The sequence below is a fragment of the Undibacterium sp. Di26W genome (assembly GCF_049340265.1).
Lineage (GTDB): Bacteria > Pseudomonadota > Gammaproteobacteria > Burkholderiales > Burkholderiaceae_D > Undibacterium.
On the sequence record NZ_JBMPOR010000015.1, the window covers coordinates 1 to 19578 of the forward strand.

Annotated in this window: 15 protein-coding genes; 5 read left to right on the forward strand and 10 right to left on the reverse strand. The window is 53.4% G+C overall.

Annotation, left to right across the window (positions count from 1 at the left end; genetic code table 11):
- On the forward strand, nucleotides 1-1655 hold a 1655-nt coding region (locus tag ACO0LM_RS17245), incomplete at its 5' end, for a beta strand repeat-containing protein (RefSeq protein WP_423038479.1).
- 483 nt (nucleotides 1656-2138) lie between these two features.
- On the opposite strand, the gene ACO0LM_RS17250 is transcribed toward ACO0LM_RS17245, so the two are convergent.
- Entirely contained in the window at nucleotides 2139-2528 is a 390-nt protein-coding gene (locus ACO0LM_RS17250; RefSeq protein WP_423038480.1) for a YXWGXW repeat-containing protein, read from the reverse strand.
- 300 nt (nucleotides 2529-2828) lie between these two features.
- On the opposite strand from ACO0LM_RS17250, the gene ACO0LM_RS17255 reads away from it, so the two are divergent.
- Together ACO0LM_RS17255 and ACO0LM_RS17260 are read left to right on the forward strand one after the other, a co-directional pair.
- Nucleotides 2829-3857, forward strand: coding sequence for a serine hydrolase domain-containing protein (locus ACO0LM_RS17255; protein ID WP_423038481.1), 1029 nt, complete (start codon nucleotides 2829-2831; stop codon nucleotides 3855-3857).
- Nucleotides 3854-4300, forward strand: coding sequence for a GNAT family N-acetyltransferase (locus ACO0LM_RS17260; protein WP_423038482.1), 447 nt, complete (start codon nucleotides 3854-3856; stop codon nucleotides 4298-4300). Before ACO0LM_RS17255 ends, ACO0LM_RS17260 begins: the two co-directional genes overlap by 4 nt.
- Before the next feature lie 38 nt (nucleotides 4301-4338).
- On the opposite strand, the gene ACO0LM_RS17265 is transcribed toward ACO0LM_RS17260, so the two are convergent.
- The 8 genes from ACO0LM_RS17265 to ACO0LM_RS17300 form a co-directional block, all read right to left on the reverse strand.
- Nucleotides 4339-5016 (reverse strand): DUF2314 domain-containing protein, encoded by a 678-nt coding sequence (locus ACO0LM_RS17265; protein ID WP_423038483.1) that lies wholly within the window; start codon nucleotides 5014-5016, stop codon nucleotides 4339-4341.
- Nucleotides 5017-5123: 107 nt separating this feature from the next.
- Nucleotides 5124-5504, reverse strand: a complete 381-nt coding sequence (locus ACO0LM_RS17270; RefSeq protein ID WP_423038484.1) for a hypothetical protein — start codon at nucleotides 5502-5504, stop codon at nucleotides 5124-5126.
- 123 nt (nucleotides 5505-5627) lie between these two features.
- Complete coding sequence (gene pbpC, locus ACO0LM_RS17275) at nucleotides 5628-8054, reverse strand: penicillin-binding protein 1C (protein ID WP_423038485.1); 2427 nt, start codon at nucleotides 8052-8054, stop codon at nucleotides 5628-5630.
- Nucleotides 8055-8109: 55 nt separating this feature from the next.
- Nucleotides 8110-13212, reverse strand: a complete 5103-nt coding sequence (locus tag ACO0LM_RS17280; protein ID WP_423038486.1) for an MG2 domain-containing protein — start codon at nucleotides 13210-13212, stop codon at nucleotides 8110-8112.
- A gap of 354 nt (nucleotides 13213-13566) precedes the next feature.
- The gene (locus ACO0LM_RS17285; RefSeq protein WP_423038487.1) at nucleotides 13567-14070 is read right to left on the reverse strand and encodes a protein tyrosine phosphatase family protein; all 504 of its coding nucleotides are present in this window, start codon (nucleotides 14068-14070) and stop codon (nucleotides 13567-13569) included.
- A gap of 113 nt (nucleotides 14071-14183) precedes the next feature.
- The gene (locus tag ACO0LM_RS17290; protein WP_423038488.1) at nucleotides 14184-14609 is read right to left on the reverse strand and encodes a YybH family protein; all 426 of its coding nucleotides are present in this window, start codon (nucleotides 14607-14609) and stop codon (nucleotides 14184-14186) included.
- A gap of 58 nt (nucleotides 14610-14667) precedes the next feature.
- Nucleotides 14668-15381 (reverse strand): riboflavin synthase subunit alpha, encoded by a 714-nt coding sequence (locus tag ACO0LM_RS17295; RefSeq protein ID WP_423038489.1) that lies wholly within the window; start codon nucleotides 15379-15381, stop codon nucleotides 14668-14670.
- A gap of 210 nt (nucleotides 15382-15591) precedes the next feature.
- A complete protein-coding gene (locus ACO0LM_RS17300; RefSeq protein ID WP_422989028.1) occupies nucleotides 15592-16566 on the reverse strand; it encodes a LysR family transcriptional regulator in 975 nt (324 codons plus the stop codon).
- Between the two features lie 134 nt (nucleotides 16567-16700).
- Between ACO0LM_RS17300 and ACO0LM_RS17305 the strand changes: the two genes are divergently transcribed.
- Together ACO0LM_RS17305 and ACO0LM_RS17310 are read left to right on the forward strand one after the other, a co-directional pair.
- Nucleotides 16701-17018: a hypothetical protein gene (locus tag ACO0LM_RS17305; RefSeq protein ID WP_422979508.1), complete on the forward strand. Its 318-nt coding sequence runs from the start codon at nucleotides 16701-16703 to the stop codon at nucleotides 17016-17018.
- A gap of 49 nt (nucleotides 17019-17067) precedes the next feature.
- Nucleotides 17068-17490: a DUF2798 domain-containing protein gene (locus ACO0LM_RS17310; protein WP_423038490.1), complete on the forward strand. Its 423-nt coding sequence runs from the start codon at nucleotides 17068-17070 to the stop codon at nucleotides 17488-17490.
- A gap of 170 nt (nucleotides 17491-17660) precedes the next feature.
- Here the strand turns inward: ACO0LM_RS17310 and ACO0LM_RS17315 are convergent, their stop codons facing one another.
- Nucleotides 17661-19511, reverse strand: a complete 1851-nt coding sequence (locus tag ACO0LM_RS17315; protein ID WP_423038491.1) for a phosphoenolpyruvate carboxykinase (GTP) — start codon at nucleotides 19509-19511, stop codon at nucleotides 17661-17663.
- Between the last annotated feature and the right edge of the window lie 67 nt (nucleotides 19512-19578).

Sequence of the window (19578 nt, forward strand, 5' to 3'; positions counted from 1 at the left end):
TGACTTCGCCTAACACATTGACGAACGGTGTTGATCTGTTCAACAATGCAACACTTGGTCTGTTGAATGCAAACTTCGGTGGTATTGCTTACGCAACGCCAACCATCAATGCAGCAACCACATTGACAACCACCCAGGCAAATCTGGCGGCTGGTGATGTGATTGCTTTCGGTTCAGCAACGACAGATACGCTGGCATTCTCAGGTGCAGTAACGAACTTGGCAGTGAATGGTACTGCGATAAATGGCGTAACAACAGTGTCAGGTGTGGAAGTTCTGCAACTGGATAACACGATCAACTCTGTTGCCGTCACTGCACAGACCATTGTTGGTGGTTTGACGATTGTCGGTGGTACTGCCTCTGATGTGGTGAATGTAACTGCAGTTACAACGGTAACAAACATCAATACTGGTGACGGTAATGATAATGTGACGATTGCAGGTTCTGCTGCCACAGCTAACGGTGTATTTAATCTGGGTAACGGTAACGATACCTTCACGATTACTGGCGCGGCAACAAATCAAACTAACCTGAATGGTGGTGCGGGTACGGACACGATTGTATTCGCTACGGCAGGTTTGATTACTGACGCTAATTTCACACTGGTAACTAATGTGGAAGTCGCATCGGTAAATAATGTGACTACCGATGTGAATACGCCTAATACCCTGGCAGCTGTCGCTGGTATCCGTACCTTGACGCTGCAAAATAACGTAGCAGCAAGTACAGTGACACCAACGGTTTCTTACAATGCTATTGTTGCCGCAAGTGCAAGCAACGTATTTACTATCAATGCCAATGTATTGACTGGTACAAACTTGTTGACACTGGGTGCAGGAACTACAGGTAATGTCGCTGTCCTCGAAACAAGTGGTGGTTACTTCACAGCTGCTGCCTCTTCTACAGCCAATCTTGACTGGACTGGTGCTGCTGGTGCTGTTACTCAGCAAGTCATTGCTACGAATGGTACGAATACACTCCGCTTTGGTACTGGCTTGGAAGCAACAGATGTGATCACAGGTGGTACTGGTGCAGATACAGTGATTATTACTGGTTCTGGTACAGGTTCTGCCGGTATCACTGCGGTTGAAACTATCCAGTTCAATGCAACTACTGCAGGTCAAACACTGACTACGGGTGCAATTGGTGCTGGTTTGACTTCGATCACTGCTGCGGGTTCTACTGTTGGCGTCACTATCCTTTCTGGCGCGTTGACTCTGACTACCACAACGATCACTGGTTCTGGTTTTGCAGACAACATTACTTCTGCTGCGTTTGCGCAAACAATCAATGGCGGCGCAGGCGTCGACGCGATTACTTTGGGTGCAAATTCGCAAACAGTCGTATTGGCAAATGCCACAGCTAACGCCGATAACATCACTGGTTTCCTGGTTGGAACAGATAAACTGCAAGTCTCCAAAGCCTTGTTTGCTGGCTTGACTTCTGTTGTCGGCAATGGCTTCTCTGTTGCAGCTGAGTTTGTTTCTAATGCTACTGGTGCTGCTGTTGGTACGAATGCGCAATTTGACTACAACACCGCAACTGGTGTTCTGTCTTATGATGCAGATGGTACTGGTGCTGGTGTTGCAGTGACTGTTGCGACCTTGACTGGTCTCCCAGCCATCGTCGCTACCGATATCGTTATTGTTGCTTAATAACACAGGTAGTCAAAACGTGTTGTGACCTTGGCTACTTTTAGGCAACATCAAAAGTAGCTGAGTAGTGACACAAATTAAGGCCCATCTCCTTCAAAGGGATGGGCCTTATGTTTATTGAGAGTGTGTTGGATTTCAGCGTAAGCGTTCGTAACCGTAACCGTAAGCGTCCAACGCCCCCACCTATAAAGCAGAACTGAACCGATGGGCCAGCGATGGTTCAAAGCTTGCTCGCTATGGTCAAAGCCAATGAGATTGAACCACTGGCTTGGTTGAAGCAGACTCTTTCAGCCCACAAATTTAAACAAAGTAAGTCACATGTATTAGTGTAGTGCTGCACTCATCTTGCCACTTATAAAATGCACCTTTTCCGCCGATACTGCGTCAAAACTCCTCGCAATACCTCTGTATTGCTGCGGTTTTTTCCTTGTCTCAACGAAAAATTCGCGATTTTATAAGCGTCAATCTGCGTGCAACACCACACTAGCGGCGATGTGGTTCCCAATGCCCTTCCCTGAAGTGCCAGCCATTCCCGACGCGTTCCCAGTGATGCCCAACCCAATAGTGGCCGGACCGTGGTGCTGACCAGTAACCACCGTGCCAGACGTGGCGACCACCTTCCCAGAACCAGGCACCGCCTATCCAGATATAACCGGGCGTAGGCGGCACACCTATCACTTCAGCATACGGTGCAGGCGGCTCGTTCTGCACGATCACGGTCCCGGCCTGTGGTACATACACAGGCTGCGGTACATACACAGGCTGCGGTACATACACAGGTTGTGGATAATGCGCTGGACGTGGTGCCACCACACAAGCTGACATCAAAGTTGCCACGGCGACAGCCGTCAGGCAGAGAGGGTTGGTTTTCATGGTTGACTCTTTACAAATCCGCCGCAAGCCGCGGCTGGCATGGTTGCCCTATGAGGTAATAACGGCGGGAATAAAAAGCTTGTTGACCTTACAGTTGTAAAGAAGTGAAACAAGATTTAGCAGATAAGACGAAAGGCCAGGTTTTGTAACAAACCAAGGCAAATGCTGTACATGGTGAACCAAGTCGCTGTCAGATAGTCATGTATAAACAGGTTCTAATCATGTCTCATCAGACTTCAGGAGCAGGGATTGATTTCTAAAAGATGTTTAAACAGTGCAAGCATGGTGCTATTTCTATTGATGGCGAGCACTGCGTACAGCGCCCAGGCAGTTTTTCCGGGAAAAACCTGGGAAGAACTACCAGCGGACAAGCAAACCGCGGCCTGTCGTCAGGGTCAGGCAGAAGCGCAACATTTGCTGGAACAGCAAGCCAGCACAGCCTTGCTATTGATACGCGACGGTCGCGTGCTGTTCAGCTATGGTCGTACTGACGTGTCCGGCATAATCGAATCGGCGCGTAAAAGCATCCTGTCCATGTTGTATGGCAAGTATGTGGACAATGCCGCGATAGATCTCGACCAGACCCTGGCGCAACTGGGTATTGATGACGTCGGTGGTTTGCTCGATAGTGAAAAACAGGCGCGTGCGCGTGATTTGCTGACGGCACGTTCTGGTGTATTCCATGCGGCGGCCAATACCGGTGATGACCTGTCCAGCGCACCGGCGCGAGGTTCACAGACACCTGGCAGCTATTTTTTGTATAACAACTGGGATTTCAATGTAGCTGGCACCATACTCGAAAACGCCACGCATAAAAGTGTTTACCAATTGTTTGATGAAGACATCGCCCAGACCCTGCAATTGCAGGATTTTCAATTGAACGCGCAAAAGAAATTTGGTGACACCAGCAAATCCCGGCACCTGCCTTACCATTTTTTATTGTCCACACGTGATATGGCTCGCCTGGGTTATCTGGCCCTGCATCAGGGTAACTGGAACGGCAGGCAATTGATACCGGTAGACTGGATGCACAAAACCACCAGCATGGTCACGCCCTCATCTGCCATGCATCCAGCCACAACTGCCGCACGCAAGCTTGGCTACGGCTATATGTGGTGGGTACTGGAAGAGCCTGCAAACTCACCCCTTTACCAGGCCTATATGGCCTGGGGTCTGCATGGGCAATATCTACTGGTCATCCCGCGTCTACAGATGGTGATTGCCCATCAGCGCAAGGTGCCTGTGGATGGTAAATGGGATGTTCCTAAAGTCGGCAAGCAGGCATTCTTTGGCATAGCCGCCACATTGGCAGGAGCCTGTCAGCAATGAAACTGGACCTTAAGTTTGCAAAACCTGAAGACGCTGCCGAACTGGCAGAATTGCGCGTGCTGGCCATGCGACCCAGCCTGGAAAAGATAGGGCGCTTTGATGTAGAAAGGGCACGGCAACGGCTGTTGGGGAATTTTGTAGCAGAGTACACCAGGCTCATCAAGCTGGATGGATTACTTGCAGGCTTTTTGGTACAACGTCCACAGGACAACGATCTTTTACTTGACCACTTTTACCTGCATCCAGATTTCCAGCAACGTGGTCTTGGCAGTGCAGCCATCGAGCTGGCGCTGGCAGAAGCCGACGCTCTGGGAAAGGTCATCCATGTTGGTGTCTTGCGTGACAGTGACGCCAACCGGTTTTACCTTCGTCATGGCTTTGTTTTGCGTGCAGTAGCTGAGTTTGACAATTACTATCTGCGCTATCCACAGTCTGATAAGTAGAGCAGGCAACATAGACCAGGGCTGGCGAATTATTCTCTTCACAGATAACGACTGACACCCAAATGCGTATCCAGCTTTGCTTGCTCTTTTACGTTCAGCGTTGCCCTGTGCGCCCTGATGGTATAGCCGCCATGCATGGCACTATCGTGATTGATCATCCAGTCGATTATCGCGGCATCTTCGACATCGAAAGTGTCGCCAATTTCATGATCGAGTAGCTCTGCGGGTACTTCAAATAACTCGCCAGTGAATCCTGTATTGCTGTTTTCAACTACTCTCAACCACACAAACATATTGTCGGTGGCAAGTACAAATTTGGTTTTGATTAGCGGAAAGAAATCTTTGTCCGTATTACCGTGGATAAGTTTGCGGAAATGCGGCAAGGATTGCTGTGCATCTGCAAAAGCTTGTTGCATGCGCGCATCATTTGAATTGGTCAAGGCGATTTTTGCACCGGGGTCAAGGTCAGGTGTGCGCCCCGCATCTCTTCTGTACATTTGCCAGTCGTACCAGCAGTTTTCAGGATCGATATCATCGTAGCCACGTGATTCGCTGAGAGCATCAGCATGAGTTTTTTCCATCATCATGACACTGGCATTGTCACGAATTTCTATGACTTCCTCATAGGTTAAAGGGCTGCCTTTTTTATCTTCCAGACTGACCAGAATAGCAACCAGTGCAGGGATAAAAACAGGTATTAATTTTTCTTCACTCATAGTTTAATTCGAATCCACGCGCAGAATTGCAAGAATAAGAAATTCTACTCTTACAATCCCTTGTGTATCGAATTTTTCTATGCATGGAAATAATGTTCTGTGACAAATCATTTTTTCGGTGGTGGCGGAGGTGGAGGCGGCGGCGGTGCACTGGCCTGTCCGCCCGTTGCGCTAGCTGAGCCTGGTGGACCTGGTGGCGCTGGTGGACGCTCAGGGCGGGCGAACAGACCTTTGGGCGATGCTGTGCAGGTCGCTGAAATCTTGCCTTCGCGTGGTGTAGTGATCTGCACTACCGCACCCTCCTTCTTGTCCTTGCAGGCTTCATAGGCTTGTGGCGGCGGCTCACGTCGAGGAGGCCCGTCCTTGCCGGCCTCAGGTGGTTTTTTCTGCTCGCCATAAGGCGGCTGAGGTTGAGCGTGTCCGGTATTGCTCAGTGCCAGTATCACCAGCAGGATACTGGCGCGCGACAGGGATAACAGCGGTTTCATATTTTTCCTTTATATGGGTCAGTTACAGGAACATCAGATAATTGCAGATTGGATGATGTCGCAGAAATATGGAGAAAAAATGAAGCTGTGCCAGTTTTCGTGAACCATCTTCAAAAATCTGATTTACGGGCTAGCCTGCATGCTGACGCTGATTCTGTCATATCTGCCAAAGTTGTCAAAGGCAGTGATATCGTAGCGCCCCGCCTGCGGGAATTCGATGAGCTGCGGTTGGCTGGCAGCCTTGTTGGCAACGATGCGACCATTCACCATCCAGCTGATGTCTGCTTGCGAGCCGCGAATTTCCAAACGTGCCTTGGGTACGTCCTTGCTGCTTGCACGGTGCAATATTTCACCGTCACTGAGTCCGACGATTTGTATATTGTCATCGGCCTTGTAGATGGCGGCGCATTCCGGTGCCCAGGCGGGCGGCAATGCGGTTTTGCGCAGGCCGGCATCCAGCCAGGGGCCTAGCGACGAAGGCCAGCGTGCAGCCTGGCGGGTTTCACCGCCATGGCGCGCGCATTCCGGGGCGACCCGCAGGCCAGTTTGGGTATCCACAAAATAGCTAAACACTGGCGTTGCTGTCTTCAACCTGTCGGCAAAGCTGGGTGGTGCAGTGGCATTCAGCAACCAGGCGGTGCGCTGTACTGGGCACAGGCGGGTATCGGCCTGGTCACCGGCACGGGTACCCAGTGGCCAGCAGATTTTTTCCTGGCTGACGGAAGCTGGTGGTGGATTGGGACCGGGGTTGCGACCATCCGGCAGTGCGGTAAAAATATCGACCAGCAAAGGAGCGGCGACATTCGCACCAAAGAAGCCGGGGTTAGGTGTGCCATCCGGCCGCCCTACCCATACGCCTATGCTGTAGCGATTGCTGACGCCAACTGCCCAGGCATCACGGAAACCAAAGCTGGTGCCGGTCTTATAGGCGATGCCACGGTAGCTGCCATTGCCTTCTACCGCCCGGGCAACCGGGCCACCGGTTTCCAAAATGTCGCGCACGATGAAGGCGGCACCTTCGCTCATCATTCTTTGTTCCTTGCGTGGGGCAGAGGGCGTAAGGCGTGGTACCGCAGCCATACCCTTGCGTGCCAGTGAGGAATAGGCGCCCACCATATCTTCCAGCCTGGCTCCGGCACCACCCAGGATGACACTCAGATTCGGTGCCGCACCACGCGGGAATTCGAGTTTCAATCCACCGCGCCTGAGCATGGATACAAAATTGGAAGAACCCAGTTGGTCCAGTACTTCCACTGCGGGCACATTCAGGGATTTCACCAGTGCTTCGGAGACGCTCACCGGGCCATTGAAATTCTGGAAAAAATTTGCCGGCTGGTAACCGGAAAACGACTGCGGCGTATCCGACAACAGCGATTCTGAATGGATCAAGCCTTCATCCAGGGCAAACGCATACAGGAAGGGTTTCAGCGTCGACCCCGGCGAACGCGAGGCCCGCACCATATCGACATCACTGAAACGCTTGCGGTCGCTGAAGTCGGCCGAACCGGCATAGGCCAGCACTTCAAAAGTCTGGTTGTCCATCACCATCGCCGCCATCGATACATGCGGTGGTAACAGGCGTATGCGGTCAGCCAGCAGGGTTTCCACGGTTTGCTGGGTGGTCGGGTCTACCGTGGTCCGGATGACGTTTTGCTGACCTGTGTCGCTAGCCTTGCTGGCGGATTGACGTTCACGCCTGGCCTGCTGCTTCATGCGCAGCGCCAGCAAGGGGGCCAGTAGGGGTTCGCGCACAGTCTGGGCGACCACCGGCTCGCTCAGGGCATCTGCGACGATGTCTTTACTCCAGCGGTCTGCCATGCGCCTGACAAGCTTGTCACGTGCCTGCTGGGCGCGTTGTGGATAACGGTCTGGTCTTAATACCGAGGGCATTTGTGGCAATACGGCCAGCAGGGCGGCTTCGGCATGTGTGAGATGGCTGGAAGGTTTGCCTAAATAGGCACGGCTGGCAGCCTCCACACCTTCCAGCACGCCACCCATGGGAGCATAGTTCAGGTATAGCGTGAGAATTTCCTTTTTCGAATAATGCGCTTCCAGTTGCAGGGCACGTGCGACCTGTTTCAGTTTGCCAGCCACAGTATGTGGCGTAGGATCAATGATGCGTGCCACCTGCATGGTGATGGTTGAGCCACCCGAGATGATGCGGCCATTGTGCAGCCATTGCCAGCCAGCGCGCAGCATGGACAGCGGATTGATACCTGGGTGCCACCAGAACGCGCGGTCTTCGTAGCCGGTCAGCGCCTGTACATAATAAGGCGAGACTTCGTCCAGGCTGATCGCATGCCGCCAGATATGGTCCTTGTCGGGAAAAGCGCGCAGCGGTGAACCATCGCGTGCCAGCACCACCATCGCATAAGGCGAATCACGGCCCGGTGCTGGCAGCGGAAAGGCCAGGTCCAGCAGCACCAGGCTGGCCAGCAAGAGCGCAACAACCGCCCAAATTTTTTTATAGGAAAGCAGGGTTTTACCCCAGCGCAACAAGACAGCTTTCATTTCTGGATAGCGTTTCATGATCGACATAGCTGAAGGCATACTGCAATCCGGGGTAGTGCTACCCCGGATACCTCATGGTGCTGCTGGTTTGTTCCTAAGGTTTGCCGTCTTCCACAATAGTGATGACATCCTGGCCACCGCTTAGCCCATACAGTTCTGGCCGGTACATGTTTTCTGCGTACAGCGGTGGTATCACGAATCTGCCTGGTGTGACCGCACGGGCGACATAGAACAGTTCCATTACCTCGGTGTCCAGATTCATGGCGGCGACAAACCGGTCTTCGCGGAATTCCACACGTTTGATACGTCCGTCGCGCATGGCATCCTGGGGAGACAATTCACCGATCTTCAGTGTATTCAATTGTTCACCGTTGACGATATTCAGGTTTTCAATTTCCAGCCCGGCTGGCACCCGGTCGATGATCATGCCGTTGCCAAACGGGCTGCCAGCACGTGCAGTCAAGCGCACGATGACAACTTCACCCACCTTCAGCGGACGACCACTGATTTCCGTGCCATCGGGGGTGTACATCTTGCGTCCCAGTTCGATCACGTCTTTCTTCTCGGCTGGCATCTTGACTGGATTACCGGTCAGTGACAGTTCCACATACAGCGGGTCCTTGCCCTTGTTGCTCAATTTCATCCCGCTTGCCAGGTCAGCCGCATTCACCTCACGGAACAGTACGCCCTGGCCGGACAATTCTTCGGTTTTACCGTTGACGCTCAGGCTAGCGCTCCAGGCTGCATTGGCGATGTTGGCATACGAACGGCCAACCAGGAACAGCGCCAATTTTTCCTGGGTGCTGTGATACAGATGTTTTTGCATTTCATTGGCAATGGCAGGTATCAGCTTGTCGCGACCCGGGATGTTGATCTGGTGCTTGTCCAGCAAAGCATACGACATGGCGTAATCCCGCAACGCGCTACCATAGTCATACCACCAGTAGCCACCATTGCGTTCTTTCTTCAAGCCTTCAGCCAGTGCGATATCACTCCTGCCCTTGTCACCCATTTGCTTGAGCGCGATACCCAGGTGTACCAGTGACAAGCCGGAAGGTGCCTGTGCACGGTATTCATGCAACTGGCGCAGGGTGGCCAGCGGAGCCTTGTTCTGACGCGACAGCACATAGGCCCCATGGGCCAGTACGTCAAAATGGCCATTGTCGTCACGACGGTTTTCCCATGCGCGGTAGCTGCTGGTGACGGCTGCAGCATCGGCGACGATGGTGGCCGGCATGCGTGCCACACCTTCCTGCAGGCCACGCAGCAGGTAGTCGAGCGCCTTGTTATACATGGCATCCGGCACATTGAAACCTTGTTCACGCGCATCCATCAAAAAACCTGTGACATAGGCAGACAGCCAGTAATCAGCGTCATAGCGACCGCCCCACAGACTGAAACTGCCATTCGTTGCCTGCATGCCCGATAAGCGTGCAACAGCCTTGCCCACGACTTCGGTCCTTTGTTCAAGACTGAAGGGTTTCAGCCCAAAACGTTTTGCGCTTGCCTCATCGATGAACAGATACGGATAAGCAGTACTGGCAGTCTGTTCGGCACAGCCATACGGATAAGTCAACAGACCCTGTATCGCTGCCCGGACATCAATCGGCGGCTTGTTGGATACCGTCACATGTGCCAGCAAGGACGAACGATACAGGCCACCGAATTCAGCATCGCGGATGTCCAGACTGTCACCGGGCTTGACACTCAGTCTGCGTGTGATTTCTGCCTGCGGTGTGCCAGCTTGTACCGCCAAAGTAAAGTTCCTGGCGATTTTCAGGTTGGAGCCATTGATGTTCAGGCTGATATTTTGCAGGCCGGTCTGGGCTTTGGCCTCAACCGGGAAACGCAAAGTACGTTTTTCCTGGTCTTTCAGACTCAGGCTGCGTTCTGCGTCACCCAGTTTGAGTGCAGCACCACCGTTCAGGCTGACTTTCAGGTTCTGTGCCGCGCCAGACAGATTATGCAGGTCGAGTGCCAGCACGGCGGTGTCACCGATCGTCAGGAAGCGTGGTGTAATCAGTTCTGCCACCAGCGGTGCTGCTACTGTCATCTCGGCATCCCTGGCACCAAAGCGTTCGGCACCAGCGACGACTGCCATCAGGCGCAGCGTGCCATTGAAATCTGGTATGGCGACGGGTATCTCGGCTTCACCCTGTTCATTCAATTGTACCGGGCCGCTAAAAATATCGACCAGCCTGACTTTCTTTGGCAGGTTACTGCCCGGTTTACTGGCAGTGGCATCACCACCAAACTTGAGCTTGCCTTTCTGGCCCTGCATTTTTTCTATCAGGCGGCCATACACGTCATGCTGGTCAGGGCCGTAGCGCAGTCTTCCGAAAAAGAAGGTCAGCGGGTCAGGCGAAGCAAATTTGGTGATATTCAAAATACCGGTATCCACTGCCGACAAGGTGACCATGGTTTTCTGGCCCTTGGCTTCTGGCACTTTGACCTTCACCTTGACCGTGGTTTCTGGCAGCACCTTGACGGGCGCTTCCAGATTGACCACGTATTTACGATCGCTTCTTTCCAGTGGAATATGAGCCAGACCGAGTGCCCGTGCAGGCGTTACCTTGTCGCCCTCGTTACCGGGACGCAGGACCACCACAGAAACATACAAGTCATGACGCTTCCATTCCTTGTTGAGTGGAATATCGATACTGGTACTGTCTGCCCCGACGGTCACGCGTTTCATCCACAGCGTGCTGTCGCCTTCCAGCGTGATCAGGGCTTCGCCCTTGTGCGGTGGCGTGAAGCGCAGGTGTACCGTATCGCCATCCTTGTAGCTTGGCTTGTCCAACTTCATGCTGACCTTGTCTGGCCGGCTGCCCTGGGTTTCATCATCCTGCGCGCGCCAGCCAGCATAAAATCGGTAGACGGTTGCCAGTTTGGTATCCGGGTCGAGCACTTCCATCCGATAATGGCCATACCCCACCGGTATGCGCAATTTTCCCCTGCCATTGACAGGCACCGTGACGCTGGAAGTGTCTACCAGTTCATCCGTTTCGGTAAAGCCAGATTGCCAGCCATGCTGGTTTTCATAACGCCAGTAGTAATTGCGGTCTTCACGGAACAGGCGCACCGGCAAGCCTGGTGCTGCCAACAGCTTGCCCTCCCTGTCGGTACGGATGACTTCAAATTCCACCGGACTGTTTTCTGGTGCATATTCGCCGTTGAACAAAGGGCGCAGGCCTACCAGGCTGGATGCTGGCCAGATTACATTTTCCAAGCTGCGTATGACAGGACGGCCACCGGTTTCCAGCAAGCTGAGGGTGGTGCGTATAGTGAAGGGTGAACGACGTTTGGCCGCCGCTGACAAATCCAGCTTGATGTGGGCCTTGCCCTGGTTGTCGAGCTGACTGGCTTCCAGCTCGGTACGTACCTTGACTTCATTTTCGGTGACATCACCAAATTCAAAACCGGGGAATTGCCTGGCCAGCGGATTCTTGTTGCGTTCCAGTTGGGTCACGCCGAGCAGGCGGTTGCCAGCAGCCGGAGCGCCATATAAATAATTGCCGGCCACATCCACGCTGTAGCTGCTCTCGGCTGTCAGTGCCGTCTGTTTGCTGCTAAGGTCGAGCTTCATGCGTTCTGGCAAAAATTCTTCGACGCCGAAACGGAATACCGTCGCCGGTATCTTGTCTGCCGGATCTGCACGCAGTTCCAGTGTCCAGAAACCGGTCTGGGCATCGGCAGGTATCTCCAGTCGTTTCACCATATAGCCGGAAAAACGCTGGTCAGGACGCCAGGTGGTGGTCAACTGGTCCTTGCCATCCGGGCGTTTCAGCCTGGCCTGTATAGCCTGTACCGGGACGCTGCGGCCATCGGCATCGCGTGCCAGAACAGACAGGTCAAACTGTTCACCCGGACGATACAGGTCACGACCGGCGTAGGCGAACAGGCGCATCGCCTTGTAGGGCGCACCGGTAATATCATATTCAGACAAATCCAGGGCTGGTTCTTTCAGTGGCAATACCGAAATCTGCTCGCCTTTGCGCGCCAGTACCACCTGGGCATTCTTTGGCTGATCAGCAAAGCGGACATGGCCATCGGCGTCGGTTTCTGCACGCGCAATGGCCTTACCTTTTTCGTCCAGCCATGAAATCTCAACACCGCTGACGGCTTTGCCATCTGTCAGCGAACTGACAAACACATCGGCAGATTTTTCGTACAGGCGGGTTTGTAAACCGAGGTCGGTGACATAGAAATACGTCGTCTGGTATTCCGACAGAAAGCGACCAGGTACGCTCATGACCGCGATATACACCCCAGGCTCGCGCACTTCCTTGATATCTTCTACCGGGATATAGGTGACGCTGCGTTTATTCGGTTTTTGCTCGGTCAGGAAACGGCCCTGGTAGACGCTGTCGCTATGCACTTTCAAATCGTCCAGCAGATAGCTGGATACGGCACCATGCAGGCTGGTGCGCATGCCATAGTTATTTGTGTCGTCCTGCGCATCTTCAGATGCCAGCGATTTTCCATTGATGACCTTGTCAAGAAAGCGTGGCAGTTGTTCATTTTTCACACGCATGAATTGCACATCCACTTCCGGTATGTTGACAGTCACCACTGGCAGGCCGCCATTCTGTTTGGCTGGCAATACCATGCCATTGCTGGCGAAATAATAAGACGGTGCGACCGGCGAGGTCAGCACGGAATACCGCATTTCTGTGGCCAGGGTCTTGCCATTGCGCGCTGGCAGGCCGGGCTGCACCCGTATCACATAACGGTTTTGTGGCTTGATGTGCGGGAAATACAGCAAACGCGGATTGTCGCCATTGACCCAGGCACCGGTCACCAGCTTGCCACCCTTGCTATCGGTATCTTCGGCCTTGGTACTGATGTTGCTGACTTTGGGCTTTTGGCTGTGGTCGTCGCCATCATCGTTGGCGTCGGCATCATCTGCCGGTTTTTCTTCTTTTTTCAGATCGGTAGCCGAAGGCGGCATTTCAAATACCTGCAGGTATTGCTCATAGGTTTTGCCAGGATCAAGCGGCAGGCTGAAAGTCAGTGCCAGGGCTGGCGCACCGTCCAGGCTGCGGTCATTCGCATCAATCAGGGTGAAGGGTGCATTTGGATTATCATGCGTTTCCACGCCGGACGCAGTACGACTGGTTTTAAACCAGTAAGCACCACCGATGAATACGAGGATAACGGCGAACAGCATCGCCATTTTTAACGATTTGTTTTGCATTTGGTTTCCCTGACTGAATCGGTGGTACGAAATGAGTGGCTAAGAACGGCTAAAATTTTGTACGATGATTATGGCACGCAGATTGTCACTATTTCTACTCGTTACGATACCTTCCGGTGTTACGATTTCTTCCGGGGTGGGAAATAAAACAGACTTTTGCGGGGACGCTCAGGGAGGATCAGGAAGGATGATGGAGTAGATTCGCTACGGTAAGATAGCGGCACTTCCACCTGACTGATTGGTGTCGAAATTTGCGCTAAGCATGGCCACTTGCATTCAGGCTTTTATCGCTAGCGACTTGCTGAAACGGAGTCACACATTCACAGCCCTGTTTCCAATGCATGGCAAGTGATTTCAATACGGCTCAAAACTGATCTGATGCTTTTGCAAGACATCCAGCATCAGTTGCTTCCACGGCCCGTTGGGTACCCAGACCTTGCTGACGGCTTCATAGGCCAGGCGCGGGTCTTCTTTGCCGACCACGACGCGGTACAAGAAGACCATGGTGGAGGCACGCATATTCACCTGGCAGTGCACCAGTACCTTTTTATTTCCCAGGCCTTGCAGGATGGCGGCAAAGGTCTCGTAGTCTTTGACGGTGGGCTTGTTGAAAACGATGGGGATATTCACAAAGACCAGGTTCTGGCGACCGATGATCAGGTGTTCTTCCCGCACGGCGTCAGATACATTCGGTGGGGCCAGATAGATGACGGCTTCATAGCCTTGTGCCGCCAGGCCTTCCAGCGCTTTGGCCGTGGGCTGGCCAGAGCTGGTCAGTTGGGCCGTGATGGGGACGACATTCGGTGCATCAATGTTTTGTGCCAGGCATGTTGTTGAAAAACCAGCCAATAAAGCCACACAAATGCCTGTGCATAAGTTTGTGGATAAACCTGTAGACAAGTATGTGCGTAAGTATGTGGATAAGCTTGTGGATAAGCTGTTGAATAAGAAGCTGGATAGCGCGCCCATAATCAGGCTCCCGGCTTGGCAGGGGTTTCCAGCGTCAGCAGATTGGCATCGCGGCAGATGCGCCATTTACCATCTGCCTGCAGACGCCAGATGCTCAGGACATTGCCGCTGCGCTGTATAGGCTGGCCACCTTGCCTGGGGCTGATGCTGACTTGCAGATAGGCCCAGCTGTAAGCGAGATCAGCCTGCACGACGATTTCCTGGAGGTCGGAACGGGAAGCGATGCTGTGTGTCTGTAATACCGCCTGCAGGTTGTGGGCAAACTGCTGGCGGCCTTTCATGGGCGCATTGCCCGCCACCAGAAACACCACCTCTTCATCCATCAGATCCAGCAACTTGTCGACGTCGCCGGCTGCCGTGGCATCTTGCCATTGCTGCATGCAGTCTTGTATGGTGGCGATGGCTTGATCCGGTGCGGCAGTGAGCATGGCTATCCTTTATCAATGTTGGGGGCTGATGCGGCGACCTGCTGGTTTAGTTGTTAATTCAAGGCTTTTTGTGTGGCGGCAGCGTGGTTTGGTTGATCTGTCCCAGATCCTTGCCTTGCTGTGCCAGCAGGCTTTCCAGTGCCGGTAGCAGTGGCCCCAGGGTTTCTGCCAGCATGGTGCGTACAGTATCGACCACGACCTGGGTGGCTCGTTCAATTTCTATATTCAGGCTGGCACCGGTTTTCTTGTCGGCAAAGACGGTCATGCGCAGGGTTTCCGGGATCAGCCAGACTTCAAACCAGCCTTCTTCACGGTTTACTTCGGCGATGGTCAGGCTGGCACCGTTGATGGCGATATAGCCTTTGGCAAAGATATAGCGCAACCATTCTGGTGGGACGGCGATGCGTATCACGTAATTATTTTCCAGCTCACGTATCTGGGCGATATGGGCCTTGAAGTCGATATGGCCAGACAAGGGGTGACCACCGATTTCTGCACCATCCTTGGCTGCACGTTCTACATTGACGCGGCCCTCAGCCTGGTATTCACCCAGGGTGGTGACGGCCAGGCTCTGCTGCATGACGTCGAATTCGGCTGCGTTGTCGCCATGCAGGGCAGTTACCGTCAGACAGACACCATCAACGGCGACGCTGGCACCAATTTCCAGGTCTTTGCAGAAACCGGAAGGAAATTCCAGCTGGTAAGTCCGCAAGCCGGTCTTGTCACTGAGTTGTGCGATACGGGCGATGCCCTGAACGATGCCTGTAAACATAGGTAAATGCAGAAGTGAGGGAATACCTTGATTGTAAGCGATGTAGCTGACGCCGTTGTTTCCTTGAAGGTCGTGGCCCTGTGTTGCTGCCAACCGCAGTCTTGTGGGGACGGCGCAAACCCTCCGCCAGCTCGCTGCCGCAACAATCGAAACAATTGCTGCAATGCTTATTACCGGCGGTGCTGTTGCAACTGCGGCGTTAATGCCTGCTCAGGTATCAAGTGTGATGTGATGTCCCAGTTCCGGAATCAGGTTGGAATGCGTCATCTTCACCAGGTTTTGGCGCAGCCACTGATGGGCAGGATTGCGACCATCCCTTTCATGCCACAACATATCGATATGGACGTCGGGCATTTTGAAAGGCAGTTCTTTCCAGATCAAGGCATCTGTCATGCCGGTGGCAGAAATCAGGTGATGCGGCAGCACGGTCAGCAAGTCAGAATTGGCGACCACGCGACCGCCGGTAAAGAATTGATTGACTGTCAGCAAGATGCGACGCTCGCGTCCCAACTGGCCCAGTGCCTCGTCTACCAGGCCATGGGCGCGGCCGGAAAAGCTGACCAGCAAATGTTTTGCATTGCAATAATCGTCTAAGGTGATGGTGCTGTTTGCCAGCGGATGGTCTTGCCGCATGACACAGACATAGTGGCCGGAATACAGCCTTTCATGACGAATTGCACTGTTGGCAGCACCCTGGCCACCGGTTAACTGGGCCACTACACCGGGGAAAAAACCGACGGCAATATCAATATCACCACGCATCAGCATGGGGCGTGGTTCACGCGTGGTCAGCGGCACCATACGCATGGTGATACCCGGGGCTTCTTTTTCGACTGACCGCACCAGGGTCGGCATCCACAGCGCAGCCGTGGCATCAGCCATTGCCAGGCGGAAAGTTATCTGGGTTTTGGAGGCATCGAAACTGGTCGGTGCGATGGCGCTTTCCAGGCTGGAAAGTGCATGGCGTATGGCTGGCCACAGGGTTTCCGCGCGTGGTGTCGGTTTCACGCCATAGGCGGTACGTATCAATAGTTCATCACCGAGGGAGTGACGCAGACGTTTCAACGCATTCGATACCGCTGGCTGGGTCATGGCCAGTTTGTCGGCAGCACGTGTCAGGTTTTGCTCGATCATGACGGCATCGAAGACACGCAGGAGATTCAAATCCAGTGTCAGGAAGTTCATGTTATTTGCTCCCAGCAGGAAATAAAAACAATTATTCACGAAAAGTATAATTGATATGATAAATCAAAATTAGATTTATATGGTGCGCCGCAATATTATGATGACATACAAAGTGAAAAAAAGTGGAGTGAATCATGTCTTTCCTGAATATTGCCTTTCCAGTCGCCAGCGCCTTGCCTGTTTCCCAACTAGCCATCAGTACCGTTATCGGTTCCGCCCGTCCTTTGCTGGGTCTGGGTATCCTGGCTACCATGTTGATCGTTTTCAAGCCTTTGCTGGTCGGTATGCTGCGCGCAGCCCTGCTGGTGATCAACCCGAAAAAATCGCGTGAAGAAAAAACTGCAGGTCGCAATTTGCGCAATATGCTGGCCATCCGCCGCATCGCCAATGACCTGGACGGTACATCGCCAAATATGGCTGCCGAATTGCGCGCACTGGCTGCTCGCGGTTAATTTGCAGTTAATCCGCAGTTGATTATCAAATAAATACGGTCACAGCTTTATGCAACATTCTTCCGCATTTTCCGGCATGTCAGTCGCAGCGGTTCAGGCAGCGACTGCCCGCCAGCCACGTGTAGTGGCAGGTTCAAAAAGCCTGGCATCCATGTTGCCGACCATTTTGACGACCGGCGTCGTTACTCTGGTTGCCAGCGCTGCCATGCGTTTGCTGTGGGTAGGTTTCGGCACGGACTTTTTTGTTGCCTGGATGGAAGCCTGGCTGACTATCTGGCCCATCGCTTTTCCGGTAGCCTATCTCAGCAAGCCGTTGGTGAACCGGCTGGCAAGCAGCCTTAGCAAACCTTTGCCAGCAAGCGATATGCCGCAGGCTGGTTTGAATGTGAATACGATCATGCAAGTATCTGATCGTGCCACGGCGCAAAGTGGTTTGAAGCGCAAGCCGCTGTTGTTGCCCGTACATCGCTAGGCATCTGGCCGTGATTGTTAAAAAGCCGTCTTTGTGGACGGCTTTTTTGTATTTTATAGGCGCCATTTCCTGACTTTGCCTCATCTTTTTCTCTGATTTTGCTTGAATGTACTTGTCGGCAACAACAAAAAACGCGACCGTAGTCGCGTTTTTTGTTGGAGATGGGCTAATCAGGCAGTCAGGCGTTTTTCCAGGGCAACGCGGGTCGCTTCCAGTTCTGCTGGCAGGTGGTAGGCCAGTTTTTCAAACAGCTCGGTGTGCAGGGTCAGTTCTGCAGCCCAGGCGGCTTTGTCTATGGAAGTGATGGTGTCGAACTGGGCTTGGGTAAAGTCCAGGCCATCCCAGGTCAGGTCGCTAAAGGTCGGTGTCACACCAAAGATGTTTTCGACGCCAGTGGCCTGGCCTTCTATGCGTTCCAGCATCCATTTCAGGACGCGCATATTGTCGCCAAAACCTGGCCAGACAAATTTGCCGTTTTCATCTGTACGGAACCAGTTGACGCAGAAAATCGCAGGTTGTGTTGCGCCAGCAGCTTCGATCTTCTTGCCCATGTCCAGCCAGTGCTGGAAATAGTCGCTCATGTTGTAGCCCATGAAAGGCAGCATGGCGAAAGGATCACGACGTACCACGCCTTGTTGGCCAACAGCAGCAGCCGTGGTTTCCGAACCCATGGTGGCTGCCATGTAGACGCCTTCGACCCAGTTACGGGCTTCTGTCACCAGCGGCACGGTTGTTGAGCGGCGGCCGCCGAAGATGAAGGCTGAGATCGGCACGCCAGCCGGATCATCCCAGGCCGCATCGATGACTGGATTTTGCGTGGCGGCGACGGTGAAACGGGCGTTCGGATGGGCGGCTTTACGGCCTGTGTCTTTGGCGATTTCCGGTGTCCAGTCCTTGCCTTGCCAGTCGGTCAGGTGTGCCGGGGCTTCTTTGCTCATGCCTTCCCACCAGACATCGCCATCATCGGTCAAACCGACATTGGTGAAAATGGTGTTGGCTGTCAACGACGCCATGCAGTTGGAATTGGTGGCAGTGTTGGTGCCAGGTGCTACGCCAAAATAACCGGCTTCCGGGTTGATCGCATACAGGCGGCCATCCTGGCCAGGTTTGATCCAGGCAATGTCATCCCCAATGGTAGTGACTTTCCAGCCCTTGATGGCAGGAATCAGCATGGCAAAATTGGTCTTGCCGCAAGCTGACGGGAAAGCCGCTGCCACATAATGCTTTTTACCTTCCGGCGACTCTACGCCCAGGATCAGCATGTGCTCTGCCAGCCAGCCCTGGTCACGGCCCATGGTGGACGCGATACGCAGTGCAAAGCATTTCTTGCCCAGCAAGGCATTGCCACCATAACCGGAACCAAAAGACCAGATTTCGCGGGTTTCAGGGTAATGCACGATGTATTTGGTGTTATTGCATGGCCATGCGACATCCGCCTGACCGGCAGCCAGCGGTGCGCCTACGGTATGTACGCAAGGCACGAAATCACCATCCGTGCCCAGTACGTCATACACAGCCTGGCCCATGCGCGTCATGATGCGCATGTTGACAGCAACGTAAGGGGAATCAGACAGCTCGACACCGATATGGGCGATAGGTGAACCCAGCGGACCCATGGAAAACGGCACGACATACATGGTGCGACCACGCATGCAGCCATCAAACAGCGGGTTCAGGGTAGCGCGCATTTCTGCCGGTGCCATCCAGTTATTGGTTGGACCCGCATCTTCCTTGTTGGCCGAGCAGATATAAGTGCGGTCTTCGACGCGTGCCACGTCAGAAGGGTCAGAACAGGCCAGATAGCTGTTGGGGCGTTTGGCTTCATTCAGTTTTTTCATGGTGCCAGCGGCAACCATCTGGGTGCACAGACGGTCGTACTCTTCTTGCGAGCCGTCACACCAGTAAATGTTGTCAGGTTTGGTCAGGGCCGCCATGTCGGCGATCCAATTGATCAATTTCTGATGTTTCACGTAAGCGGGTGCATTCAATGCTGTCACGCCTTGCATGATGGGTTGATTCACGATACTACCTCCAATGCCATTTCAATAAAAAAACCGGTGTAGCGGCACGGCAGGATCGTCGTTGGAA